Origin of the sequence: Paenibacillus sp. NPDC057886, assembly GCF_042796655.1 — a bacterium.
In the GTDB taxonomy this organism is placed as follows: Bacteria; Bacillota; Bacilli; order Paenibacillales; family Paenibacillaceae; genus Paenibacillus.
In genome coordinates this window covers 40,546-63,850 of sequence record NZ_JBHVMZ010000018.1, presented here as the reverse complement: position 1 = coordinate 63,850, position 23,305 = coordinate 40,546, and the positions used below count along the sequence as shown (strand labels likewise).

General features: G+C 45.0%; 38 protein-coding genes. 2 read left to right on the top strand and 36 right to left on the bottom strand.

Going from position 1 to position 23,305, the window contains the following annotated elements; all coding sequences use genetic code 11:
* Nucleotides 1–511: 511 nt before the first annotated feature.
* Together ACFVQB_RS33690 and ACFVQB_RS33685 are read right to left on the bottom strand one after the other, a co-directional pair.
* Complete coding sequence (locus ACFVQB_RS33690; protein ID WP_017692114.1) at nucleotides 512–742, bottom strand: hypothetical protein; 231 nt, start codon at nucleotides 740–742, stop codon at nucleotides 512–514.
* Nucleotides 743–953: 211 nt separating this feature from the next.
* Entirely contained in the window at nucleotides 954–1,571 is a 618-nt protein-coding gene (locus tag ACFVQB_RS33685; protein ID WP_379449627.1) for a stage II sporulation protein M, read from the bottom strand.
* A 121-nt stretch (nucleotides 1,572–1,692) separates the two neighbouring features.
* Between ACFVQB_RS33685 and pdaB the strand changes: the two genes are divergently transcribed.
* Nucleotides 1,693–2,469: a polysaccharide deacetylase family sporulation protein PdaB gene (gene pdaB / locus ACFVQB_RS33680; RefSeq protein WP_379449624.1), complete on the top strand. Its 777-nt coding sequence runs from the start codon at nucleotides 1,693–1,695 to the stop codon at nucleotides 2,467–2,469.
* Between the two features lie 135 nt (nucleotides 2,470–2,604).
* On the opposite strand, the gene ACFVQB_RS33675 is transcribed toward pdaB, so the two are convergent.
* Nucleotides 2,605–3,237 (bottom strand): KinB-signaling pathway activation protein, encoded by a 633-nt coding sequence (locus ACFVQB_RS33675; RefSeq protein ID WP_379449621.1) that lies wholly within the window; start codon nucleotides 3,235–3,237, stop codon nucleotides 2,605–2,607.
* 125 nt (nucleotides 3,238–3,362) lie between these two features.
* Between ACFVQB_RS33675 and gerD the strand changes: the two genes are divergently transcribed.
* Complete coding sequence (gerD, locus tag ACFVQB_RS33670; protein ID WP_379449619.1) at nucleotides 3,363–4,124, top strand: spore germination lipoprotein GerD; 762 nt, start codon at nucleotides 3,363–3,365, stop codon at nucleotides 4,122–4,124.
* A gap of 96 nt (nucleotides 4,125–4,220) precedes the next feature.
* On the opposite strand, the gene ACFVQB_RS33665 is transcribed toward gerD, so the two are convergent.
* The 33 genes from ACFVQB_RS33665 to rpsS all read right to left on the bottom strand — a co-directional run bounded on the left by ACFVQB_RS33665 (nucleotide 4,221) and on the right by rpsS (nucleotide 23,303).
* On the bottom strand, nucleotides 4,221–5,321 hold the full coding sequence (locus ACFVQB_RS33665) for a P-loop NTPase (protein ID WP_379449616.1): 1,101 nt from the start codon (nucleotides 5,319–5,321) through the stop codon (nucleotides 4,221–4,223).
* A 79-nt stretch (nucleotides 5,322–5,400) separates the two neighbouring features.
* On the bottom strand, nucleotides 5,401–6,156 hold the full coding sequence (cwlD, locus tag ACFVQB_RS33660) for an N-acetylmuramoyl-L-alanine amidase CwlD (protein WP_379449613.1): 756 nt from the start codon (nucleotides 6,154–6,156) through the stop codon (nucleotides 5,401–5,403).
* A gap of 68 nt (nucleotides 6,157–6,224) precedes the next feature.
* Entirely contained in the window at nucleotides 6,225–7,394 is a 1,170-nt protein-coding gene (gene sat, locus ACFVQB_RS33655) for a sulfate adenylyltransferase (RefSeq protein WP_379449610.1), read from the bottom strand.
* 85 nt (nucleotides 7,395–7,479) lie between these two features.
* Nucleotides 7,480–8,172, bottom strand: coding sequence for a phosphoadenylyl-sulfate reductase (locus tag ACFVQB_RS33650; protein WP_379449608.1), 693 nt, complete (start codon nucleotides 8,170–8,172; stop codon nucleotides 7,480–7,482).
* 669 nt (nucleotides 8,173–8,841) lie between these two features.
* Nucleotides 8,842–9,234, bottom strand: a complete 393-nt coding sequence (gene rpsI / locus ACFVQB_RS33645; protein ID WP_024633563.1) for a 30S ribosomal protein S9 — start codon at nucleotides 9,232–9,234, stop codon at nucleotides 8,842–8,844.
* A 19-nt stretch (nucleotides 9,235–9,253) separates the two neighbouring features.
* A complete protein-coding gene (gene rplM / locus ACFVQB_RS33640; RefSeq protein WP_024633564.1) occupies nucleotides 9,254–9,691 on the bottom strand; it encodes a 50S ribosomal protein L13 in 438 nt (145 codons plus the stop codon).
* 205 nt (nucleotides 9,692–9,896) lie between these two features.
* Complete coding sequence (gene truA / locus ACFVQB_RS33635; protein ID WP_379449605.1) at nucleotides 9,897–10,670, bottom strand: tRNA pseudouridine(38-40) synthase TruA; 774 nt, start codon at nucleotides 10,668–10,670, stop codon at nucleotides 9,897–9,899.
* Between the two features lie 159 nt (nucleotides 10,671–10,829).
* Nucleotides 10,830–11,195, bottom strand: coding sequence for a 50S ribosomal protein L17 (gene rplQ / locus ACFVQB_RS33630; RefSeq protein WP_017692102.1), 366 nt, complete (start codon nucleotides 11,193–11,195; stop codon nucleotides 10,830–10,832).
* Nucleotides 11,196–11,229: 34 nt separating this feature from the next.
* On the bottom strand, nucleotides 11,230–12,174 hold the full coding sequence (locus tag ACFVQB_RS33625; RefSeq protein WP_017692101.1) for a DNA-directed RNA polymerase subunit alpha: 945 nt from the start codon (nucleotides 12,172–12,174) through the stop codon (nucleotides 11,230–11,232).
* A gap of 136 nt (nucleotides 12,175–12,310) precedes the next feature.
* Nucleotides 12,311–12,706, bottom strand: a complete 396-nt coding sequence (gene rpsK / locus ACFVQB_RS33620; protein ID WP_017692100.1) for a 30S ribosomal protein S11 — start codon at nucleotides 12,704–12,706, stop codon at nucleotides 12,311–12,313.
* 19 nt (nucleotides 12,707–12,725) lie between these two features.
* A complete protein-coding gene (gene rpsM / locus ACFVQB_RS33615) occupies nucleotides 12,726–13,094 on the bottom strand; it encodes a 30S ribosomal protein S13 (RefSeq protein ID WP_053779200.1) in 369 nt (122 codons plus the stop codon).
* Between the two features lie 20 nt (nucleotides 13,095–13,114).
* Nucleotides 13,115–13,228, bottom strand: coding sequence for a 50S ribosomal protein L36 (rpmJ, locus tag ACFVQB_RS33610; RefSeq protein WP_003333770.1), 114 nt, complete (start codon nucleotides 13,226–13,228; stop codon nucleotides 13,115–13,117).
* A 152-nt stretch (nucleotides 13,229–13,380) separates the two neighbouring features.
* Nucleotides 13,381–13,596, bottom strand: a complete 216-nt coding sequence (gene infA, locus ACFVQB_RS33605) for a translation initiation factor IF-1 (RefSeq protein WP_017692098.1) — start codon at nucleotides 13,594–13,596, stop codon at nucleotides 13,381–13,383.
* A gap of 3 nt (nucleotides 13,597–13,599) precedes the next feature.
* A complete protein-coding gene (locus ACFVQB_RS33600) occupies nucleotides 13,600–13,908 on the bottom strand; it encodes a KOW domain-containing RNA-binding protein (protein WP_024633568.1) in 309 nt (102 codons plus the stop codon).
* A gap of 10 nt (nucleotides 13,909–13,918) precedes the next feature.
* On the bottom strand, nucleotides 13,919–14,671 hold the full coding sequence (map, locus tag ACFVQB_RS33595; RefSeq protein WP_053779202.1) for a type I methionyl aminopeptidase: 753 nt from the start codon (nucleotides 14,669–14,671) through the stop codon (nucleotides 13,919–13,921).
* A gap of 4 nt (nucleotides 14,672–14,675) precedes the next feature.
* Nucleotides 14,676–15,320 carry an adenylate kinase gene (locus ACFVQB_RS33590; protein ID WP_024633570.1) on the bottom strand — a complete coding sequence of 215 codons (645 nt, stop codon included), beginning with the start codon at nucleotides 15,318–15,320 and terminating at the stop codon, nucleotides 14,676–14,678.
* Nucleotides 15,321–15,410: 90 nt separating this feature from the next.
* Nucleotides 15,411–16,709, bottom strand: a complete 1,299-nt coding sequence (secY, locus tag ACFVQB_RS33585) for a preprotein translocase subunit SecY (RefSeq protein WP_285080657.1) — start codon at nucleotides 16,707–16,709, stop codon at nucleotides 15,411–15,413.
* A complete protein-coding gene (gene rplO, locus ACFVQB_RS33580; RefSeq protein ID WP_062329463.1) occupies nucleotides 16,709–17,149 on the bottom strand; it encodes a 50S ribosomal protein L15 in 441 nt (146 codons plus the stop codon). The genes secY and rplO overlap by 1 nt, the downstream gene beginning before the upstream one ends.
* A gap of 43 nt (nucleotides 17,150–17,192) precedes the next feature.
* Complete coding sequence (rpmD, locus tag ACFVQB_RS33575; protein WP_017692092.1) at nucleotides 17,193–17,378, bottom strand: 50S ribosomal protein L30; 186 nt, start codon at nucleotides 17,376–17,378, stop codon at nucleotides 17,193–17,195.
* 12 nt (nucleotides 17,379–17,390) lie between these two features.
* Entirely contained in the window at nucleotides 17,391–17,888 is a 498-nt protein-coding gene (gene rpsE, locus ACFVQB_RS33570; protein WP_017692091.1) for a 30S ribosomal protein S5, read from the bottom strand.
* A 27-nt stretch (nucleotides 17,889–17,915) separates the two neighbouring features.
* Nucleotides 17,916–18,284, bottom strand: coding sequence for a 50S ribosomal protein L18 (rplR, locus tag ACFVQB_RS33565; RefSeq protein WP_379449595.1), 369 nt, complete (start codon nucleotides 18,282–18,284; stop codon nucleotides 17,916–17,918).
* 117 nt (nucleotides 18,285–18,401) lie between these two features.
* A complete protein-coding gene (rplF, locus tag ACFVQB_RS33560; RefSeq protein ID WP_024633576.1) occupies nucleotides 18,402–18,944 on the bottom strand; it encodes a 50S ribosomal protein L6 in 543 nt (180 codons plus the stop codon).
* Between the two features lie 30 nt (nucleotides 18,945–18,974).
* Nucleotides 18,975–19,373 carry a 30S ribosomal protein S8 gene (gene rpsH / locus ACFVQB_RS33555; protein ID WP_017692088.1) on the bottom strand — a complete coding sequence of 133 codons (399 nt, stop codon included), beginning with the start codon at nucleotides 19,371–19,373 and terminating at the stop codon, nucleotides 18,975–18,977.
* Nucleotides 19,374–19,405: 32 nt separating this feature from the next.
* On the bottom strand, nucleotides 19,406–19,591 hold the full coding sequence (locus ACFVQB_RS33550) for a type Z 30S ribosomal protein S14 (protein ID WP_013312154.1): 186 nt from the start codon (nucleotides 19,589–19,591) through the stop codon (nucleotides 19,406–19,408).
* A gap of 73 nt (nucleotides 19,592–19,664) precedes the next feature.
* Nucleotides 19,665–20,207, bottom strand: a complete 543-nt coding sequence (gene rplE / locus ACFVQB_RS33545; protein ID WP_024633577.1) for a 50S ribosomal protein L5 — start codon at nucleotides 20,205–20,207, stop codon at nucleotides 19,665–19,667.
* 32 nt (nucleotides 20,208–20,239) lie between these two features.
* Nucleotides 20,240–20,593, bottom strand: a complete 354-nt coding sequence (gene rplX / locus ACFVQB_RS33540; protein ID WP_024633578.1) for a 50S ribosomal protein L24 — start codon at nucleotides 20,591–20,593, stop codon at nucleotides 20,240–20,242.
* 39 nt (nucleotides 20,594–20,632) lie between these two features.
* Nucleotides 20,633–21,001: a 50S ribosomal protein L14 gene (gene rplN, locus ACFVQB_RS33535; protein WP_024633579.1), complete on the bottom strand. Its 369-nt coding sequence runs from the start codon at nucleotides 20,999–21,001 to the stop codon at nucleotides 20,633–20,635.
* 35 nt (nucleotides 21,002–21,036) lie between these two features.
* Nucleotides 21,037–21,303, bottom strand: a complete 267-nt coding sequence (gene rpsQ / locus ACFVQB_RS33530; RefSeq protein WP_017692084.1) for a 30S ribosomal protein S17 — start codon at nucleotides 21,301–21,303, stop codon at nucleotides 21,037–21,039.
* 48 nt (nucleotides 21,304–21,351) lie between these two features.
* Nucleotides 21,352–21,549: a 50S ribosomal protein L29 gene (gene rpmC / locus ACFVQB_RS33525; protein WP_017692083.1), complete on the bottom strand. Its 198-nt coding sequence runs from the start codon at nucleotides 21,547–21,549 to the stop codon at nucleotides 21,352–21,354.
* Nucleotides 21,539–21,973 carry a 50S ribosomal protein L16 gene (gene rplP, locus ACFVQB_RS33520; RefSeq protein ID WP_076292170.1) on the bottom strand — a complete coding sequence of 145 codons (435 nt, stop codon included), beginning with the start codon at nucleotides 21,971–21,973 and terminating at the stop codon, nucleotides 21,539–21,541. The genes rpmC and rplP overlap by 11 nt, the downstream gene beginning before the upstream one ends.
* Nucleotides 21,974–21,975: 2 nt before the next feature.
* Nucleotides 21,976–22,641 carry a 30S ribosomal protein S3 gene (gene rpsC / locus ACFVQB_RS33515; RefSeq protein WP_024633582.1) on the bottom strand — a complete coding sequence of 222 codons (666 nt, stop codon included), beginning with the start codon at nucleotides 22,639–22,641 and terminating at the stop codon, nucleotides 21,976–21,978.
* Between the two features lie 15 nt (nucleotides 22,642–22,656).
* Nucleotides 22,657–22,989: a 50S ribosomal protein L22 gene (gene rplV, locus ACFVQB_RS33510; protein ID WP_024633583.1), complete on the bottom strand. Its 333-nt coding sequence runs from the start codon at nucleotides 22,987–22,989 to the stop codon at nucleotides 22,657–22,659.
* Nucleotides 22,990–23,024: 35 nt separating this feature from the next.
* Nucleotides 23,025–23,303 carry a 30S ribosomal protein S19 gene (gene rpsS, locus ACFVQB_RS33505; RefSeq protein ID WP_024633584.1) on the bottom strand — a complete coding sequence of 93 codons (279 nt, stop codon included), beginning with the start codon at nucleotides 23,301–23,303 and terminating at the stop codon, nucleotides 23,025–23,027.
* Nucleotides 23,304–23,305: the final 2 nt, after the last annotated feature.

The following is a 23,305-nucleotide window of genomic DNA, read 5'->3' as shown; positions in this document are numbered from 1 at the left end:
CTCCAATAAAGTATTGAAAAGAGCGATAAGCTCATTTTGAAACTGACGAGATTAAAAATCTCATTTATTTTGCTTCCAAATCATACAGCCCGAAGACGTGTACCGATTTCTCAGCGTCGATCTCGCAAGCAAGATCGTTACTCACTCGTTGTTCAGTTTTCAAAGATCAAACATTCAATTTGTTTCGATTTTTCGCGTCACCGTATTTTCAGCGGCGACTTTTATAATATATCATGTTTAAGTTTACTTTGCAAGCACTTTTTTTGATTTAATTTTCATCGCTTTATTCCAGCGCTTGTTTCGGTTAACTTTTCCTTAAAAAAGGAACGAAAATTAATTTATCATATTGAACAAAAAAGGTCAACCCTTTTTCGACAAATTGTTTCATATCCCTTTTCAAAGCCGCCTATGCTACCGATTCTTTGATCCATGGTGTCTGAGGTACAGCTTTGGCTTTACGGGCCGCACCTCTCTTATATTGGTGAACTTCAGTATCCCACCGACCACATCGTTATGGCTTGGATTTTTTTAATTTACCGCCTCTAGCATATTTGGATAGCTCTTTGGGTGGCGCAAAGCGTGCATACATACGGAACACAGTCTTGTAGCGACTCGCTATGGCGTATTTAATTTCTTGATCGAGACGGTTGTCACTTAAGTCGAACAACATTTCATCAAGCTCTTTGCGCAATACATAATCCAGTTCCTTGCATTCCTTCTCGTTAAACAGCATACCCAGCATTAGAGTTCTCCTTTTTCTGCATATGGATAATGGCGTGTCCCAGTGTATGTCATATTCGAGCCCCTTTAATTCAGGCTATCTATCGGACAGCGCCGGTTTTAGTAGCAAACCTAGGATCATCTTTGTTTGTCCTTTTTGTGCTTGCTACTGAAACCCGTTTTATTGTTATGGTCAACTTTCTGAAAATTTATGAATGTCATCCCATACAAATTTATCCTCGCACCAGGCTGTAGGTAAGTGTACTTTCGATAATCGCTGCAACAAAAAGCAAAATAACAATCCAGAAGGATGCAGTTACCGTGGTGCGCATAAAGGCACTCCACTGGCTTCCAATCATATTTCGTTTCTCCCCGCCTAATTGAACAAGACTTTTGAGAACCACCCCACCAAACCTTAGACCGAATGCACAAGCGATAATAATTACCGGAATTTCAATAATGCCATGTGGAAGAAGTCCTTTTACAACAATATCAAAGAAGCTGGCCCCATAGTTCATTGTGGTGTGTACCAGAAAACCAATAACCATCCCGTTAATCAACAGGAAAACGACAGGCAGAATGCCAAAGAAGATACCGGCATAGATCACGAGTACACTTTTAATCGCATTATTGAAAAAGATAAAGAGGAAGAAGTTCCATTGCACATTATTCCCCTGCTCCAGCCGTTCACTAACCTTTCTTAGTCCCCCAATTTGATTCAACAATATGTCCTCAAGTGGTCCTGTACTCACCCATCCCGTGCCTATTCCTACAACAAACAATACGATCGACCAGATTAATGCACCACGAATGGAACCTAAAGCTCTAAGAAATGTACTGAATTTTAACATGATATCCTCCTGTGAAATCAAGATGTTGGACAAACAAACGTCTGATACGAATAACTGAGAGGTACGAGCATACATTGGAGAGTAAACAAGCATTTCTTATGGGAGAGGGGCGCTTATTGAAATGAACTCGTTCTATGTATTTAGCGGCAAAAAGATCAAACGTTTCCTGATTGTGCTGGTTGCTGCCGTCTTTGCTATCGGGATTATTTATCTGGAGAGCGGCAATATTTCTGTATTCTCGGAGGATGCACCATCCGCCGTGTACAGTGTTCCAACCGAGAAGAAGGTTATTGCACTCACCTTTGACATTAGCTGGGGAGATAAAAGGACAGAGCCTATTCTGAAGGTCCTCCAAGATAATAAAGTTCAGAAGGCAACGTTCTTCTTGTCCTCCCCCTGGAGTAAGACACACCCAGAGATTGTAACAGCCATCAGAGACGCAGGATACGAAATTGGCAGCCATGGTCACAAGCATGATAATTACAGCAGTCTGACTGAAGAGGAGATCCGCAAGGAAATCTCAACAGCTCATAGCATCTTAACCGATTTAACGGGAAAAGAACCGAAATTGCTGCGTCTGCCTAATGGCGACTTTGACAAGCGTGTTCTCCAGGTTGCCAGAAGTCTGAATTATCAGGTTGTCCAATGGGACACCGATTCGCAGGATTGGAAGAACCCTGGTGTACAGACCATTGTTGATCGTGTAGTCAGCAAGGCACATCCGGGTGACATCGTGCTGCTGCACGCCAGTGATTCCTCGAAACAAACGCATGAAGCACTGCCAGTTATTATCGATAAGTTAAAAAATCAAGGGTATGAATTCGTAACGGTTTCCGAGCTGCTTAACCATTCAAGTGTCAAAGGTACGGAAGTTCGCGACCAAGCCAGTGTACAGTAAACGTTAGATAAATCAGTATTGTTGGCAAACTGTATTGTAACTCTGGAACATTCCCCTGTAAAAGGCGCTGTAGCGCCATAAATGAAAAGAGCTAACCAGGTTAGCTCTTTTTGGCGTTTTTTTGTAAGATAATCGCTACGCATGGCTTTCTTGTACCCGCTCGGTCTTTCCACTCACCCGCTGCTCCATGGATCCATCTACCAGCCTGTGCAATATCAGCATTTGGTATGCATTACAGATTAACAGAGGAACCACAATAAAGATGGTAGCCGCATTCACATCAATTCGCAACACACCGATCGTCTCCACCACGGTAACAGCCACCATGAAAAAGAGTGTAGGCACCAGCGCTGAAATATGTGTCTGTTTCACCTTTACGTAAGCGGTAACAATTCCAGCTGCCAAAATAATGATTCCAAGCACAATATCGGATAACCGTTCTCGTTCCCCACCTACAAACAAACGTAAAAACATGACATCAAGCAGCGCCAAAACGGTTAAAACGATCTGTACAATTTGCCAACTGCGTTTCGAAAATACACCTTTGCCCATATAGTTCAATATCAAGTATGCGAAAAAACCCATTTGCGAATACACGCTAATCATAATACCTGAACCAAACAAGATCAGAAGATAAATTAAAAAATCGGTCATTCCATTCGTTTTTTCTCCATTAACCAACATCATAATTAGACCCGTCACTAATGATCCCGCAGCCCCAATCAGCAAAGCTGACCAAAATAGGAAAAACCATTTACGTAAATTCAAATGTTTTCCACCCCCGAGAGTTTATTTTACCAACCTTCACAGCAAAAAACCATCATCATTCAACATATTTAGCGGTTTCCCATCACATACTACATCCAGTATCTAATCAAGGAGGGGTTGTGCACATGAAACGGCCTTTGTGGCAGTTATGCTGTGTCGTACTTGGACTATCCGTCATGCTCGCCGGCTGTGGCTCAGATCAGAATTATTCGCCTCCTCAGGGCGGTTATAAAGAGATGAAAACGATGGTCGTGGATATTCTCAAAAGTGATGAAGGCAAAAAGGCGGTCGAGGAAGCTCTCACCGGACAAAGTTCTTCTGGTGGTGGTGAAGGAGGCGCTTCTGGCCAAAGTGGAGCTTCTGGCGGTGGAACTGGGACAGTGGGTATGAAAATGTTAATGCCTATGCAATCTTCAGAACAAATACGTATAGCTGTAAAAGATACCATCACGGCCCCTGAATACCAGAAGGAATTCGAGAAAATTATGACGGATCCACAGTTTGCAGGTGAATTCGCCAAAGTAATTAACTCCCAAAGCAAGCAACTGCATATGCAGTTAATTAAAGATCCAACATATCAAAAATCCATTGGGGATGTCATGAAGTCTCCTGAAGTATCCAAGATGTTCATGGATATGACCAAAACGCCAGAATATCGTAAACAAACGATGACCGTTATGCAGGAAGTCATGCAAAATCCTTTATTCCGGATGGAAGTACTGACTTTGCTTAAGAAGGTAGTCCAGGATGAGCTGCAACCCAAAACAGAACAAGGCGGCAAACAGGACGGCAAAAGCAAAGACGACAGTGGAGATGGCGGAAGCGGCAGTAGTGACAGTAGCAGTGATGGTAACAGTGGTGGCAATGGAAGTAATGGAGGATCGTAAAAACGATGAGATTTTAAAATTAAAAGCAATCACATGTTGAAAAAAAGCCCGCATCCATGGATGAGGGCCTTTTTATATTTTACGTCATTAGAAAATTCAAAACTTGGCATCAACAGACCGAGCAACCTCGTCATAGATCGCACCGATGCTTGAATCTGCCTTATACACGGATGGGGAAAAATCCGGCTCCGAAATATGATTATCCGGCGCTCCAAGTGGAATCTGCGCAAGCAGCTCTGTATGAAGACTCTCGGCAAGAGTACCACCGCCGCCCCGGCCAAATACATAATCTTTCTCTCCGCATTTGCTGCATTCATAATAAGCCATGTTCTCTACGACACCAAGCAGCTCATGTTCCGTCTGAATGGCCATGGCACCTGCGCGTGCAGCTACAAAAGCAGCGGTTGCATGCGGGGTTGTAACGATGATTTCTTTGCTGTGTGGCAGCATCTGATGTACGTCTAGTGCGACGTCCCCCGTGCCCGGAGGCAGATCAAGCAGCATATAATCCAACTCTCCCCAATTTACATCGGTAAAGAATTGGCGCAACATCCGCCCCAACATAGGTCCACGCCAGATCACCGGGTTATTCTCCCGAATAAAGAATCCCATCGACATCACTTTTACACCGAAACGCTCAACAGGTTGGATAACCCCGTCCTCAACGACTGGATATTCCTCAATGCCCATCATGTCAGGTACACTGAAGCCATATATATCTGCATCAATCAAGCCAACCTTCTTGCCTTGTCGTGCCAAAGCCGCAGCCAAATTAACGGTTACCGTCGATTTGCCGACGCCTCCCTTACCGCTAGCAACAGCAATAAAACGTACGCCGGATTCAGGACTTAACAACTCATGTCCGTCCAACCCTGCTGCATGGCCTTTGACAAGCACTTCGTCCTGATCGTCTTCATGATCCGCTTGTCCTATATTCAGGCTCTCACGCTCATGCTCTGACGCTGCACGCAGACGAATATGTACATCATTCACTCCGTGTTGGGACAACAGGTTGCGCGCGGCATCGCTTAGAGCAGTTGTATCCTCTGTGCGGTTCTCCAGCGTCACCATAGTAAGAGCAACATGATTTTCTTTAACCATGACATCACGGACCCACTGCAGTTCAGTCAAACTTACGCCCAATTGCGGTTCCTGCAATGGCTGCAATAGTTCAAGTATCTGTTCTTTTGATAACATCAGACAGCACCTCAGCTTTATCTATTGGCATGTAATTAGGTATGCTAATCCAATTATATCATTACCTTTCTCGTTATGACTAACTTTTAGGACGTTCTCCTGACGAATAACGGAGAATTCCGTTATAGATGGATGCAGCCACTTTGCGCTGATAGGTCTCATCAGCAAGCAAACGCGCCTCTTCCGGGTGAGAAAGGAAACCTACCTCCACAAGTGCTGAGGGAATTTTTAACGCCTGGAGCAAATAAACGGTATTTACCGTTTTCGCGATTCGATCTGTATTTTCCAAATTACGAATCATTTCCTGCTGGAGCAGGTTGGCTAATCCTTCATTATCGGGATGATTGGGTGTATAGAAAACTTGAGCGCCACTCCAGCGATTCGAAGGAACACTATTCATATGAATGCTAATAAAGAGATCTGCCTGCTTATCCTCGATTCTTCTTACTCTTTGTTTTAGGTCTTCCGTCTTGCGTTTGGAATAACCCTTGGTATCTGTAGCAGCCAGATCGGTGTCTATTTCTCGGGTCATCACAACCAAAGCCCCTGCTTGCTGCAGATAATCTCGTACGTACAGCGCAATGGATAAATTGATATCTTTCTCAATGACTCCCTGCTTACTCACTGCTCCCCCATCTGGCCCACCATGTCCTGCATCAATGGCTATGACTTTACCTGCTAATGGCAGCCCCCAGTAACCGGACGTTTTGGAGGAGGGCAACTCATACGTCACCACTGCCACAAACATGGCAAGCAAACAAAGGCTTAACATGACCCTTTTCATGGTGCGTAACCTAATCCAGATTACAAAGTGCTTCCCCATATTTTTACGCATAAAAAAACCACCTCGTCCCTATAAATGACTCTAATCATCTATATGGGACAAGATGGACAAATATACCGTTAGGAGCGGACTTGCTCTGCCATTCCTTCAATCAGCACCTCAGCTACCTCAGGGCGCGTAAATTCAGGTGGAGGGCATTGGCCATCTCGTAGCAAGCCACGTACTTTCGTGCCAGACAGAGCCATGTGGTGTTCTTTATCATGCGGGCAGGTTTTGCTTGATGCCATGTTGCCACATTTGGTGCAGAAAAAACTATGTTCGAAGAACAAGGGCGTGATACCAAGTTCTTCCGGTGTGAAGTTAGTAAAGATCTCCTGTGCTTCATACGTTCCATAGTAATCACCCACACCTGCATGGTCGCGACCTACTATAAAGTGAGTACAACCATAATTTTTACGTACCATCGCGTGGAAAATAGCCTCTCTTGGACCAGCATACCGCATAGCCGCTGGGAATACGCCCAGGAACGCACGATCAGCCGGATAATAGTTCTCCAACAAAACCAGATAACTCTTCATTCGTACATCGGCAGGCACGTCATCAGACTTCGTTTCGCCTACAAGCGGGTTTAAGAATAGCGCGTCCACAATCTCCATTGCACTCTTCTGAATGTACTCATGGGCACGATGGACCGGATTACGCGTCTGAAAACCGACAACTGTCTTCCAGCCCTTATCCTGGAACGTTTTCCGTGTCTCAGCAGGATCATAATAGAACTGTTCAAACTTGACCGGTTTGGGGCGATTCAGCACTTGAATTGGACCTCCTACATACGTTGCAGGTCGTTCCAACAGTTTCTTCACACCCGGGTGCTCCGGATCATCCGTCTTGAACACACGACGTGCTTCTTCACCCTGATCTACTTTGTATAAGCTCTTTACTTCCAGCAATCCATAGGTTATTCCATCATCATCGCCAATAAGTGTCACAGTCTCACCGATCTGGAGTGAGGCAGCCTGCTGCTCATCTACAGCCAGGGTAATGGGTATACTCCAGACTGTTCCGTCAGCAAGACGCATACGAGATATAACCGAAAGATAGTCTTCTTCATTCATGAAACCCTGAAGCGGTGAGAATGCACCCACACCAATGAGATCCAAATCCGAAATTGTCCAGCTGTTAATACGTAAAGAGGACAGTTTCTCACTCTCTCGTAATAATCGTTCCCGTTCTTCTCCTTGTACGACACGCTGAATCAGCGTACCTCCATGAGGCAGAATCGAAGTCATCTTGTCAGCTCCCTGTTTCACCATTTTTTATATCATCGAGAATGAATTCACTGCATTATTAAATCCATCACTTACTCTGACTAAATTATTTATGAAGACCACATTCCGTTTTGTCATTTCCAGACCAGCGTCCCGCACGTGGATCTTCTCCTGGCATAACCTGACGTGTGCAATACTCGCAACCGATACTCGGGTAATTCTGATCATGCAGCGGATTGTACACGACATTATTGGCACGAATATAATTCCATACATCCTCTGTAGTCCAGTGTGCGATCGGGTTGAACTTCATAAGTCCAAACTTAGCATCATATTCGACCTTCTTGGAATTTGCACGCGTCGGTGCTTGATCTCTCCGAATACCAGTAATCCATGCATCGTATTGGGATAGAATACGTGTCAGCGGCTCAACCTTCCGGATATTACAACAAGCATTTGGATCCGACTTCCACAATTGTTCTCCATGTTGAGCTGCCTGCTCTTCAGGAGTAATTTTCGGAGCCACACGTACAAAATCAAGATTGTATTTCTCCTTCATTTTGTCACGGGTCTCGTATGTCTCCTTAAAATGAAAATCGGTATCCAGATAAAAAATATCCGTGGATGGGCTGATCTTCTGAAGCATATCTACAAGTACAACATCCTCCGCACCAAAGCTGCATGCAAAAGTGATATTTGGAAACGTCTCAATAGCATAACGAATAATATCCTCTGGACTTGCGTTTTCCAACTCTTCAGCTTTCGTCCGTGCAAGTTCTTCTTTCTCCAACAAGTTCATGTCTGCATTTCCCCCATTCTGCATTTCAACAATCACTAAAGCCGACTAATCTAATATGAATTATGTATAGTATAAATCTTTCATGGGGGATGTCAATGCCTGCCATATGGTAAAATACATCAGTTTAAGCCCTTTTTTTGTTGTTCGTTTTGAATATAATTTGGTGTTAATTATGCATTTATTCGATTTGTGGATAAAAGCATCCATGTGTAGCATCATCGATTTTTACCTTATCCTCATCTCGTCGTCATTGAAATCCTTTGCCACTGCTGGGTTTATGGTGCCAATTTGATAAAACGAAGTATAGAACAAATCTATAGATTCGAAGGAATATAGAAGAACGAGAAGGATTTTATAATGAGATAAATGCGGTAATCCTATTCTTCAATTGTAAGGGACCTTTATCAAAACCATAAGAAAAACTGATGAAAATTGAGAATGAAAAATGAATGATTACAACCATTATGAAGTTCTAACCTTCAAATTTGATTAGTCGCTATAGGAGGGTTTCATTTGCTGAAGTGTTAGCTGGAGGAAGAAACTTTAACCGTTACAGAGGAACTTGAATCTACTTTGGTGCATCAGCTGGAGTAAAGAGCATTTAATATACCTATTGGTCTGTAGCATACAAAAAAGCCTTTGACCGAGGCCAAAGGCTTGTAATGCATATTAACGTTTGGAGAACTGAGGTGCGCGACGTGCGGCTTTGAGACCGTATTTTTTACGCTCTTTCATCCGTGGGTCACGAGTCAGGAATCCTGCTTTTTTCAGGGAAGCACGGTATTCCGGATCTGCTTTCAACAGAGCGCGGGAGATACCATGACGGATAGCGCCGGCTTGACCGGAGATTCCGCCACCATGAGCGATAACAAGAACATCATAGTTGCTGAGTGTTTCTGTCAGGTTCAGTGGTTGTTTTACGATCAGTTTGAGTGTTTCCAAACCGAAGTATTCATTAATATCACGTTTATTGATGACAATGCGTCCTTCACCCGGTACAAGGCGAACACGAGCTACCGAATGTTTACGACGACCTGTCCCATAGTATTGTACTTGTGCCATGAAACTGTCCTCCTTTTAATTAACCGCGAAGTTCATAAACTTCTGGTTTTTGTGCTGCATGTGGATGCTCAGTGCCTCTGTACGCTTTAAGTCTCAACTTCATTTTCTCGCCCATGCGAGTTTTAGGAAGCATACCGCGAACAGCCAATTCCAACATACGTTCCGGTTTGTTTTTAACCATCTCTTCAGCAGTAGTTACTTTCAAACCACCTGGGTGCATCGAGTGACGGTAGTATTTTTTACCTTGCATTTTTTTACCAGTCAATACAATTTTCTCTGCATTGATGATAACAACGAAATCGCCAGTGTCCACATGTGGAGTGAATTGTGGCTTATGTTTGCCGCGGATCAAAGCAGCTGCTTCGCTCGCCAAACGTCCGAGCGTTTTGCCTTCGGCATCAATGATGTGCCATTGGCGCTCAACTTCGTTAGGCTTCGCCATGTACGTGGTACGCATGAAAAGTTCCTCCTTAAAATGTTCAACATCATTATATTCATTTATCTTCATTCATTAAGTGATAACTTTAGGTGTTGATGGATAGTTCTTTCGTTGTGACCCTCTTAATTGGGGCTGTGGGAAAGCCATTAAGAAAACACAACTTTTATATTACATGATAAGAGCTTAAATCGCAAGTGTTAATTAAGCATTTCACTTCGCAAATTTAATCTTTTTTGTATTCAAGGTCCCAGAGCATTAAACCGCAGCTAACCGCAGTAGGTCCTGCAGCAGATCGATTACAAGCAGCAATCATTTTCGGTACATCAGAGGCTTTCCGTTTGCCCTCTCCGATCTCCAGCAGTGTACCCACAATAATACGAACCATATGCTGCAAAAAGCCGTTACCACTCACATAGATGTGAATGACACCCTGATCGCGCGGATGGTCCCTACACATTGAACGGTCCACTTCTATCCATGCTTCGTATACCGAACGTACATGATTGTCTTTCTGAGACTTGCGTGAAGCAAAGGAGGTGAAATCATACGTACCAATAAAATGACGGAGCCCCTCCTGCATTGCCGCAATGTCCAGCTTGGCATGGTGATGATATTGCAGCCTCCGGTTGAATACATCCGGGAATTGATTCGCATTGACGGTATACCGATACGTTTTCTTTTTCGCAGCATAGCGAGAATGAAAATCGTTTGGTACTTCAACCGCATCAATAACGATAATATCGGATGGTAATCTAGAGTTAAGCGCAATACACCATCGTTCAATCGGGATCTGGGATTTCGTAGGGAAGTTGAAGATCTGTCTGCGTGCGTGAACGCCTGCATCCGTTCTGCCTGAACCCGTAATTTTAACCTTCTCACCGGTTAAAGCACGAATCGCAACTTCAAGATGGTCCTGAATGGTATTCCCTCCCGGTTGAACCTGAAAGCCGTAATAGGCAGTGCCATCATAAGTTAACGTCATACACAAGTTGCGCATCAATACCACACCTTTGTTCCATACTATACATGTGCCTATCCCGAACAGCAAAAGAAGCCCCTTTCGGAGCTTCTATTACAGCACGAAATCCGAAATGAAGAGAAAAAAAGGGTTTAACCAGAATCAACGATTCTGTCCCCTTTCCTCATCTCATCTGTTCTACGCGCGGTCAACCAGTTCCAAGTAAACCATAGGCGCAGCGTCACCACGACGAGGCCCCAGTTTCAGGATACGAGTGTATCCACCTGGACGCTCAGCGTAACGACCGGACAATTCACTAAACAGTTTTTGGATTGCATCTTGCTCACCATCGATTGTTTCGCGGCGAACATAAGCTGCCACTTGGCGACGGGCATGAAGATCTCCCTTTTTCGCTTTAGTGATTAGTTTTTCAGCAATAGAGCGAACCTCTTTTGCTTTCGCTTCAGTTGTCTGAATGCGTTCGTATAAGAACAGGTCGGTTACCAGGTCACGGAACAAAGCTTTACGTGCGCTGGAATTACGGCCCAACTTTTGGTATGCCATTGTTTTCCCTCCTTCACTTCAAGCACTCGGCTGTCTATTCTTCTGTACGGAGTCCCAAACCAAGTTCCTCAAGCTTCTCTTGAACTTCTTCCAAAGACTTGCGTCCGAGGTTACGGACTTTCATCATGTCTTCTTCTGTTTTCGTAGTCAGCTCTTGTACGGTATTAATACCAGCACGTTTGAGGCAGTTGTAGGAACGAACAGAGAGATCCAGCTCTTCGATCGTCATTTCGAGTACTTTTTCTTTTTTGTCTTCTTCTTTTTCGACCATAATCTCTGCATCCTTCGCTTCGTCTGTAAGACCCACGAAGAGCATCAGATGCTCGGTCAAAATTTTAGCGCCAAGGCTTACAGCCTCTTCAGGACGAATACTTCCGTCAGTCCAAACTTCCAACGTGAGCTTGTCATAGTTGGTTACTTGGCCGACACGCGTATTTTCCACAGCGTAGTTAACGCGGCTGATCGGGGTGAAGATGGAATCGACTGGGATGACGCCGATCGGCTGGTCATCGCGTTTATTCCGATCTGCCTGGACGTAGCCGCGACCGCGATTGGCAAAAATACGCATGTGAAGTCTCGAACCTGGTCCGAGCGTAGCAATGTGCAAATCCGGGTTAAGGATTTCCACATCGGAGTCAGCACGGATATCTCCAGCCGTAATTGCTCCCTCGCCTTCAGCATCAATCTCGAGCACTTTCTCCTCATCAGAATGAATTTTAAGCGACAAAGCTTTCAGGTTAAGAATGACCTCCGTAACATCTTCCATTACGCCAGGAACTGTAGCAAATTCATGCAGAACGCCATCGATTTGAACCGAAGACACTGCCGCACCCGGCAGTGACGAGAGCAAGATTCGGCGAAGCGAGTTTCCAAGCGTCGTACCGTATCCGCGCTCCAGCGGTTCTACTACGAATTTCCCATAGGTGCCATCATCGTTGACGTCTACCGTCTCAATTTTCGGCTTTTCGATTTCAATCACTGCAATACCCCTCCTTCAAAACGTCGGTCCTCTATGAAACATTTACCTTCTCTTGCGAAAACATGTAGTAGTATGCCTAAACAACCATTATTAGCAGATTGTGCCGGAAATATACCACACGCAGGGGCAAATCTCATTAGACACGACGACGTTTTGGAGGACGGCATCCGTTATGCGGGACTGGAGTTACGTCTTTGATCAGGTTAACTTCAAGACCAGCAGCTTGCAAAGAGCGGATCGCTGCTTCACGGCCTGCGCCTGGTCCTTTAACCATAACCTCAACGGCTTTCATCCCATGTTCCATTGCAGCTTTGGCAGCAGTCTCAGCAGCCATTTGTGCAGCAAACGGAGTCGATTTACGGGAACCTCTGAATCCGAGGCCGCCGGAGCTTGCCCACGAAATTGCGTTTCCGTGAGGGTCCGTAATGGTAACGATAGTGTTATTGAACGTGGAGCGGATATGTGCCACGCCAGATTCAATATTTTTACGGTCACGACGTTTAGTACGTACGACTTTTTTCGGTTTAGCCATTTTCTCTTATCCCCCCTTATTATTTCTTCTTGTTCGCTACAGTACGACGAGGACCTTTACGAGTACGAGCATTCGTTTTCGTACGTTGTCCACGAACAGGCAGACCACGACGATGACGAACTCCACGGTAACAACCGATCTCCGTCAAACGTTTAATATTCAAAGAGATTTCACGACGCAGGTCACCTTCTACTTTGACCTCTTTGTCGATACTTTCACGCAATTTGCTGACTTCATCTTCCGTCAAATCACGGACACGAGTGTCCCGATTGATGCCTGTTGTGCTCAGAATTTTCTGGGAAGTCGTTTTACCGATTCCGAAAATATAAGTCAAGGCGATCTCAACGCGCTTATCACGTGGCAAATCCACACCAGCTATACGTGCCATTTTACGCTACACCCCCTTCTTTAACCTTGTTTTTGTTTGTGTTTCGGATTTTCACAGATAACCATAACATTCCCTTTGCGGCGAATGACTTTGCATTTTTCGCAAATCGGCTTGACCGAAGGTCTTACCTTCATGTGAATTACCTCCTCAAAGTTTTGCTTAGCAAAACCCTCTTCGTAAGCATTGACCTTGTTTTACCATTGTAAAACCGGCTTCGAAGCTTTCGCAAGTTTTGCCGGGCAAAACCCGCTTCATAAGCTTCACAGTTCATTGCAACTGTCTACTACTATTTACGGTAAGTTATACGACCTTTTGTCAAATCATAAGGTGATAACTGAACAACTACTTTGTCTCCAGTCAGGATACGAATAAAGTGCATCCGCAACTTGCCGGAAACGTGAGCGAGAATTTGATGACCGTTCTCAAGCTCAACCTTGAACGTTGCATTCGGTAGCGGCTCGAGAACCGTACCTTCCACTTCAATGACATCTTCCTTGGCCATTAGTCAGTCTCCTTTCTCTTCAGCTTGAATGTTGGTGGATTCCAGAAACGAATGAACCGCATAGCGGAGCTTTCCGTTTGTAACCCGACCACTCTCGTTTAAACTGTTTACAACCTCGCTGCTAATCATCGGCTGGAGTTCAAGATGAAGAATATTCTTCTTCTTGGGTTGATCAAACTTACGTTTGTCCCCATCCGCAATATATACGAACTTACTGTCCGCTATAGCAACAATTACTGCGGCTTGGTCCGCATTGCGGCCTTTACGGATCTTCACAAGTTGACCGAGCTGCGGATTAGACTGATTGTTCATGCCTTATCACCTACGCATTCAGTTTTGTGAAAATTTCCATGCCTTCATGTGTAACTGCTACGGTGTGTTCAAAGTGGGCGCATAACGATCCATCAACAGTGACGACAGTCCAGTTATCTTCCAACGTTTTCACATACCGTCTACCTGCGTTAACCATCGGCTCTATGGCCAGCACCATGCCCGCTTTAAGCCGTGGTCCCCGATCAGGAAGACCATAGTTCGGAATCTGTGGTTCTTCGTGCAGATCCGCTCCTATACCGTGACCGACATATTCACGTACTACCGAGAACCCTTCATCTTCAATATATTTCTGAATCGCATGAGATATTGTAAACAAGCGAACGTCCGGTTTAACCAGCGCCAGACCTGCGTATAACGAAGCCTCGGTAACGTCCAGAAGACGACGGGCTTCTTCGGAAATACGGCCGACTGGATAAGTCCAGGCGGAATCTCCGTGATAACCCTGGTACTGCGCGCCAATGTCAAACGTAACGATATCGCCCTCGTTCAACTTTCGTTTGCCGGGAAATCCATGCACCAACTCTTCATTCACTGAAGCGCACACACTGGCAGGGAAACCGTTATAACCTTTGAAAGACGGCACAGCTCCTTGACTGCGAATGTATTGATCGGCCATATGGTCAAGTTCTCCAGTCGTAATACCGGGAGCGATATGCTCTGCCAAGAGACGATGCGTTTCCGCAACAATTCTCCCTGCTTCCCTCATCAAGCCCAGTTCCGTTTCGGACTTACCAATGATCATTCAATTAACCTCGCAGCAGGGACACGATTTCATGAGAAACTTGATCGATATCCTGCTCTCCGTCCATTTGACGAAGAAGGCCTTTGTTCTCATAAAATGTGAGGAGTGGTGCTGTTTTGTTGATATATTCGTCGAGACGTGTGCCTACGCTCTCTTCATTATCATCAGAGCGCTGGTACAAGTCACCGCCGCATTTATCACAAATACCTTCCTGCTTGGGCGGATTGAACACGACATGATATGTGGCGCCACAGTTCTTACAAATGCGACGCCCCGTCAAACGGGCGAGCAATTTGTTGCGGTCCACTTTCAGGTTGATTACATGATCGAGACCTGAGTTCAGTCGATCCAGAATGCCATCGAGCGCTTCTGCTTGAGACAGGGTTCTTGGAAATCCATCCAAGAGGAATCCTTCTCTGCAATCAGGCTGCTGCAAACGTTCTTCAACAATGCCGATGGTTACATCATCTGGTACGAGCAATCCTTGATCCATATATTCCTTGGCTTTCAGGCCAATGGGAGTTCCCTGCTTAATCGCGAGACGAAATGCATCGCCTGTTGAAATGTGGGGAATACCGAACTCTTTCACAATGACGTCTGCTTGCGTTCCTTTTCCTGCCCCCGGAGGGCCCATGAATAGGATGTTCACGTTATGTCACTCCCTCCAAGACTACCCTACATCAACAAACAGCACAATAGGTGCCGGCAAGTAAATCTTAGCTTGACCGGTACCTATTGCCTATTTATTGATAAAACCTTTGTAGTGGCGTTTGATCAATTGGCTTTCGATTTGCTTCATCGTATCCAGCGCAACACCGATAACGATCAGGAGAGAAGTTCCTCCAATTTGCGCTGATTGAGGCAAACCAGAAAGTGCCCCCAAGATTACAGGCAGAACGGAAATTACTGCCAAGAAGATGGCACCTGCCGTTGTCAAACGAGTCATGACACGGGTCAGATATTTCTCGGTTGCTTTACCCGGACGAATGCCTGGGATGTAACCGCCGTTCTTTTTCATGTTGTCAGCCATCTGCTGTGGATTCATCTGTACAAAAGTATAGAAGAATGTGAACCCGAAAATCATCACTACATAGAGTAACATACCAAGAGGTTTGTGAGTAGTGAGATTGGCTCCGATCCACTGTGCCCATGTACGATCAGCCCAGAAGTTTGCGATGATCGATGGGAACATCAACAGAGATGAAGCAAAGATGACAGGGATAACACCTGCTGCATTAATCTTCAGCGGGATATGTGTGTTCTGTCCACCGTACATTTTGTTACCTACGACACGTTTAGCGTACTGTACAGGAATTTTCCGAATCGCCTGCTGGATGTAAATGACACCTATGATAATCAGCACAATAACAATTGCGACGATTACCCCTTTAAGAATGTTCATGAACAGTTGATCAGCTTGGATGAAGTCGGATTCGATCGTTTGTTTGATAATATTAGGTACCGTTGATAAGATACCCGCAAAGATCAAAATCGAAATCCCGTTTCCTATGCCCTTCTCGGTGATCTGCTCACCAAGCCACATTAGGAATGAAGTACCGGCCGTAAGTACAATTGCGATCAAGATATAATCTGCAAATGTTGCGTTAGGCACCATTTCTGTATTGTACAAGCGGTTGAATCCGATCGACGTACCAAACGCTTGAATCAATGCCAGACCTACCGTTAAATAACGGGTCAGTTGTGCAGATTTCTTCTTACCTTGTTCACCCTGCTTTGCCCACTCCGCTAATTTAGGAATAACGTCCATGGAAAGCAGCTGTACTATGATAGACGCAGTGATGTAAGGCACGATCCCGAGCGCAAATATCGAGAACTGAAAGAGCGCTCCACCCGAGAACGTATTGAGAAGTCCAAAAACTTCTTTACCCGCAGAATTTGTCGCTTCGAAAACCTCTTTATTAACCCCAGGTACTGGAACGAAGGATCCGATGCGGTAAATGATCAGTACAAAAAGGGTAAATAATACCCTTTTGCGCAGATCTTCAACCCGCCAGATATTCTTTAGGGTCTTGAACATTAAATCACCTCGGTTTTACCGCCGGCAGCTTCAATTTTCTCCACCGCAGATTGAGAAAACTTGTTAGCTTTAACAGTTAACTTCACAGTGACTTCACCGTTACCCAGAATTTTGATTCCGGATTTAGCGTTTTTAACTACGCCATTCGTCATCAAGAATTCTGGAGTTACTTCAGTACCCGCAGCAAAACTGTTCAGGTCTTCAGTATTCACAACTGCATATTCTTTGCGAGTTGGGTTTACGAAACCGCGTTTTGGCAAGCGACGATACAATGGATTTTGTCCACCTTCGAAGCCCGGACGAACACCACCGCCGGAACGAGCGTTTTGTCCTTTGTGACCGCGACCTGATGTTTTACCAGTACCACTACTTGGACCGCGACCAAGACGTTTACGTTCTTTGCGGGATCCAGGAGATGGTGAAAGCTCATGTAACTTCATCGTTCGTTGCACCTCCTTAAAGATTTGTGGGATTAACCCTTTTTTAAGCTTCTACTTCTTTAACAGCTACCAAGTGGCTTACTTTGTTAATCATACCACGAATGGCAGGATTGTCGTTTTGAACCACTTTGCTGTTGATTTTGCGCAAGCCCAATGTTTTCACAGTTGTTCTTTGCGTCTCCGGACGTCCGATCAAGCTGCGGACGAGGGTAATTTCTAATTTAGCCATGAGATTCCCTCCTTAACCCAGAAGCTCTTCGACGGATTTGCCGCGCAGTTTTGCCACGTCTTCAGCACGTTTCAAACGGGACAAACCTTCCAAAGTCGCATTGACCATGTTCATGGAATTCGAAGAACCCAGAGATTTTGTCAAAATGTCACCTACACCAGCAAGTTCGAGAACCGCACGTACAGGACCACCAGCGATAACACCAGTACCTTCAGATGCTGGTTTCAACAGAACGCGTCCTGCGCCGAACTTACCTGTTACCAAGTGAGGAATCGATGTTCCTACGAGTGGAACGTGTACAAGGTTTTTCTTAGCGTCTTCAATACCTTTGCGAATTGCATCAGGTACTTCGCCCGCTTTACCGATACCAGCTCCAACCCAGCCGTTGCCGTCGCCGACTACAACCAGTGCGCTAAAGCTGAAACGGCGTCCGCCTTTTACTACTTTAGCTACGCGATTAATATTTACAACTCTTTCAGTCAGTTCCAAAGTATTCGGATCTACACGCAAGTCGTTAACCTCCTTTTGAAAAATATCTTAAAACTCAAGTCCTGCTTCACGAGCCGCTGTAGCCAATGCTGCGATACGACCATGGTACAGATAACCGCTACGGTCAAATACGATGTTTGAAACGCCTTTGTCTTTCGCACGTTTAGCAACGAGTTCGCCAACTTTACGAGCAGATTCAACAGATGCGCCATTTTGGATGTCGCCGCTCAATTCTTTGTCTACAGTAGACGCGGAAGCGATCGTAACACCAGCTACATCATCGATGATTTGAGCATACATATGTTTACCAGAACGGAATACGTTCAAACGAGGACGTGCTGCCGTTCCTTGGATTTTCTTACGAACACGCAGGTGTCTTTTCAGACGTGCCTTGTTTTTATCTGTTTTCGTAATCATCTCAGGGATTCACTCCTTTCAGGTTACCTCGCTGGCTTCAAACCGGAAGCCACGGGGTATATTAGAAACACAAGAAGCAAGCAAGCCGAAAACCGCGCAAAGGCGGTAAGAAAAATCTTATTTCTTCTTACCGGCTTTACCTTCCTTACGGATGATACGCTCGCCTTCATATTTAATACCTTTACCTTTGTACGGCTCAGGTTCACGAACGGAACGGATTTTAGCAGCGTAAGCACCTACACGCTCTTTATCGATTCCGCGAACGATGATTTTCGTATTCGAAGGAACTTCGAATTCGATTCCCGCTTCCGGTGTAATTTCAACCGGGTGAGAGTAGCCAACGTTCAGAACGATTTTATCTCCGGATTTGCTTGCACGATATCCGACCCCAACCAGCTCCAGAGATTTTGCGAATCCTTCAGTAACACCACTCACCATGTTGTTTACAACGCTACGCGTTGTGCCGTGCAAAGAACGGTGAGTTTTGTTATCGGAAGGACGCACAACTGTAATTTCGTTGTTTTCAACTGTTACCTTCATATCTTTATGAAGTTCACGAGTCAAGGATCCTTTTGGTCCTTTTACCGTAATAACGGTGTTGTCCAGTGTGATGTCCACACCACTTGGTACTGTAATTGGTTTGCGACCAATACGAGACATATGTTGCACCTCCTATCTTGTGACGTTATATTACCAAACGTAGCAGACGACTTCTCCGCCGGATTTCGATTGACGAGCTTCTTTGTCCGTCATGATACCTTTGGATGTCGAGATAATAGCGATACCCAGACCACCAAGTACACGAGGTACTTCGTTGCTTTTCGTGTAAACACGAAGACCAGGTTTACTGATTCTTTTCAGACCAGTAATAACACGCTCGTTATTTTGACCGTATTTCAGGAAAACACGGATAATCCCTTGTTTGTTATCATCGATAACTTCAGCGTCACGGATGAAACCTTCACGCTTCAGGATATCGGCGATTTGTTTTTTCATTGTCGAAGCAGGCATTTCTACCGTTTCGTGACGAACTGTGTTCGCGTTACGAATACGAGTAAGCATATCTGCAATTGGATCAGACATAGTCATTGTGAGTTAACCTCCTTCCCGTTCAGGACTTTTTACCAGCTTGCTTTTTTCACGCCAGGGATCTGGCCTTTATAAGCTAATTCACGGAAGCAAATTCTGCAAATTTTGAACTTCTGCAGTACCGAATGTGGACGTCCGCAACGCTCACAGCGTGTATAAGCACGTACTTTAAACTTTGGTGTACGTTGTTGTTTAACTTTCATCGAAGTTTTTGCCACTTAGCCTGACACCTCCTAAATAATTTCGGAGAAAAGGGAGTCTTTCCAGACACCCGGAAACGTTATAGCAACATTATTTTACGAAAGGCATTCCGAGTTGCGTGAGCAATTCACGGGATTCTTCGTCTGTTTTCGCCGTTGTTACGATGACAATATCCATACCGCGGACTTTGTCTACTTTATCATACTCGATCTCTGGGAAGATCAGTTGTTCTTTCAGACCCAGTGTGTAGTTACCACGTCCGTCGAAAGCTTTACTCGATACACCGCGGAAGTCGCGGACACGAGGAAGCGTAACGTTGAGCAGTTTATCGAGGAAGAAGTACATGCGCTCGCCGCGCAATGTTACTTTCACACCGATAGGCATGTTCTCACGCAGTTTGAAACCTGCGATAGATTTTTTAGCACGAGTGATTACAGGCTTTTGACCTGCGATCAATTGCAAGTCGTTTACTGCGGAATCCAACACTTTGGAGTTTTGGACAGCGTCGCCCACACCCATGTTGATAACGATTTTCTCGATTTTCGGCACTTGCATTACCGTTGTATAGTTAAACTTCTGCATCAAAGCAGGAGCAATTTCGTTCAGGTAACGTTCTTTCATTCTTGCTGCCATGAATCATAGACCTCCTTTCTCATTCGGTTCAATTAGTCGATAATTTCTCCGGAACGTTTAGCAACGCGCACTTTCTTTCCGTTATCCAACACTTTGTAACCTACACGGGTTACTTTTCCGCTCTTTGGATCGATGTGCATTACGTTGGAAACGTGAATCGGAGCTTCCTTCTCGATAATGCCGCCTTGCGGATTTTGCTGGTTAGGCTTCTGGTGTTTTTTAATCATGTTAACACCTTCCACAAGGACGCGGTTCTCACGAGGATAAGCAGCGATGACACGGCCTTTTTTACCTTTGTCTTTACCGCTGATCACCATAACTGTATCTTCTTTTTTAACATGAAGTTTATTGTTATGGGATTCCAGAACTTTTTTCACTCTTGGCATTTCGTACACCTCCTGTTTCTAACATCACGAGATTAAGCTTTAGATAACTTCTGGGGCCAAGGAAACGATTTTCATGAAGTCTTTCTCGCGGAGTTCACGAGCAACAGGTCCGAAAATACGTGTTCCACGCGGGCTTCTGTCGTCTTTTACAACAACCGCTGCATTTTCATCAAAACCGATGTAGGAACCGTCTTTACGACGTACAGAACGCTTCGTACGAACGACAACCGCTCTAACTACATCACCTTTTTTGACAACGCCGCCTGGTGTTGCTTGTTTTACAGAACAAACGATCAGATCACCGATTTGAGCTGTACGACGTCCCGTACCGCCGAGTACGCGGATACACATCAGTTCCTTCGCACCGGAGTTGTCAGCCACAGTCAAACGTGTAAATGGTTGAATCATTTAGTATTCCTCCTTTCAGCTATGCTGCTGATGCATTAGATGATAACCGCTTTTTCTACGATTTCAGTAAGTCTCCAGCGTTTATCTTTCGAAAGCGGACGAGTCTCCATGATTTTCACCGTGTCACCGATTTTCGCAGTGTTTTCTTCGTCATGCGCTTTGAATTTTTTAGTAACCTTAATGCGTTTATGGTACAAGTTGTGTTTTTTGTAAGTTTCTACAGCAACAACAATCGTTTTGTCCATTTTATCGCTGACTACTTTACCGGTTTGCACTTTACGTGCGTTACGTTCTTCGCTCATTGTTGGCCTCCTTCCTGATTACGGACGGATTATACATCCGATCCCTAATTAACCGATTCCCAATTCTCTTTCACGGATAATGGTTTTAGCACGAGCTATTTCTTTCCGCACATCACGGATTCGAGTCGGGTTATCCAGCTGACCGGTAGCGAGTTGAAAGCGGAGGTTAAAGAGTTCTTCTTTAAATCCGGCAATCTTTTGCTCGATTTCAGCAGAGGTTAGGTTGCGAAATTCACTAGCTTTCATTTGCTTCACCACCCAATTCTTCACGTTTCACAAACTTCGTTTTGATTGGCAGTTTGTGAGCGGCAAGACGCATTGCTTCGCGTGCAATATCCTCCGGTACACCAGCAAGTTCAAACATGATCTTACCTGGTTTCACAACTGCAACCCATTTTTCTACGTTACCTTTACCGCTACCCATCCGAACCTCGAGAGGCTTTTGAGTGATTGGTTTGTCTGGGAAGATCTTGATCCAAACTTTACCACCACGTTTGATGTAACGAGTCATCGCAATACGAGCCGCTTCGATTTGACGGTTCGTAATCCAAGCCGGTTCCGTAGCTTGCAGACCGTATTCGCCAAAGTTCAGCGTAGTTCCGCCTTTAGCTTGGCCCTTCATATGTCCACGTTGTTGCTTACGGTGTTTTACACGTTTTGGTACCAACATGATTAGTTGCCTCCTTCCTTAGCAGCTTGTTTCTTAGCCGTAGGAAGAACCTCTCCACGATAGATCCATACTTTTACGCCGATACGGCCGTAAGTAGTATGAGCCTCTGCTGTACCGTAGTCGATGTCGGCACGAAGCGTGTGCAGTGGAACAGTTCCTTCGCTGTAGCCTTCCGAACGAGCAATCTCAGCACCGCCAAGACGTCCGCCCACTTGAGTTTTAATACCTTTTGCACCAGAGCGCATTGTTCTTTGGATAGCTTGTTTCAGAGCACGACGGAAAGAAACACGACGTTCCAATTGTTGTGCGATGCTTTCAGCTACCAGGATTGCGTCCAGATCTTGATTCTTAATTTCAGAAATGTTGATGTGTACTTTTTTACCGCCTGCGATTTTCGTAATTTGATTACGCAGATTTTCAACTTCCGAACCACCCTTACCGATAACCATACCTGGTTTCGCAGTGTGAATCGTTACGTTTACGCGGTTAGCCGCTCTCTCGATTTCAACACGAGACATAGCGGAGTCTTTCAATTTATTTTTCAGGAATTCACGAATTTTCACGTCTTCCATCAAAAGATCGCCGAAGTCTTTACCTGCATACCACTTAGATTCCCAGTCACGGATAATTCCGACACGGAGTCCGACTGGATTTACCTTTTGGCCCACACATTTCCCCTCCTTCTACTTTTCAGATACCACCAAAGTGATGTGGCTAGTACGTTTGTTAATACGACTTGCACGTCCCATTGCACGAGGGCGGAAACGTTTCATTGTCGGTCCTTGGTTCACGTAAGCTTGCGAAATGACCAAGTTATTAACATCCAAAGAATAGTTATGTTCCGCATTTGCAATCGCGGAGTTAAGCAACTTCTCAACAATCGGAGAAGCGGATTTCGGAGTGTGACGGAGAATGGCAACCGCCTCACCAACTTGCTTGCCGCGAATCAAGTCAACAACGAGTTGAACTTTACGAGGAGCAATCCGGATAAACTTAGCATGTGCTTTTGCTTCCATTGTGTAACCTCCTCTCAAACATTAAAGATGTTCATTTATCTTCTTGTTTTCTTATCATCATCAGTATGGCCTTTGTACGTACGGGTTGGAGCGAACTCACCCAGTTTGTGTCCGACCATGTCCTCAGTTACGTATACTGGTACGTGTTTACGACCGTCATATACGCCAAATGTGTGTCCGATGAATTGCGGGAAAATTGTAGAACGACGGGACCAGGTTTTAATAACAAGCTTTTTACCGGATGCTTCCATCTCTTCTACCTTTTTCAGCATGTAGCCATCAATGAATGGCCCTTTTTTCAAACTGCGACCCATGT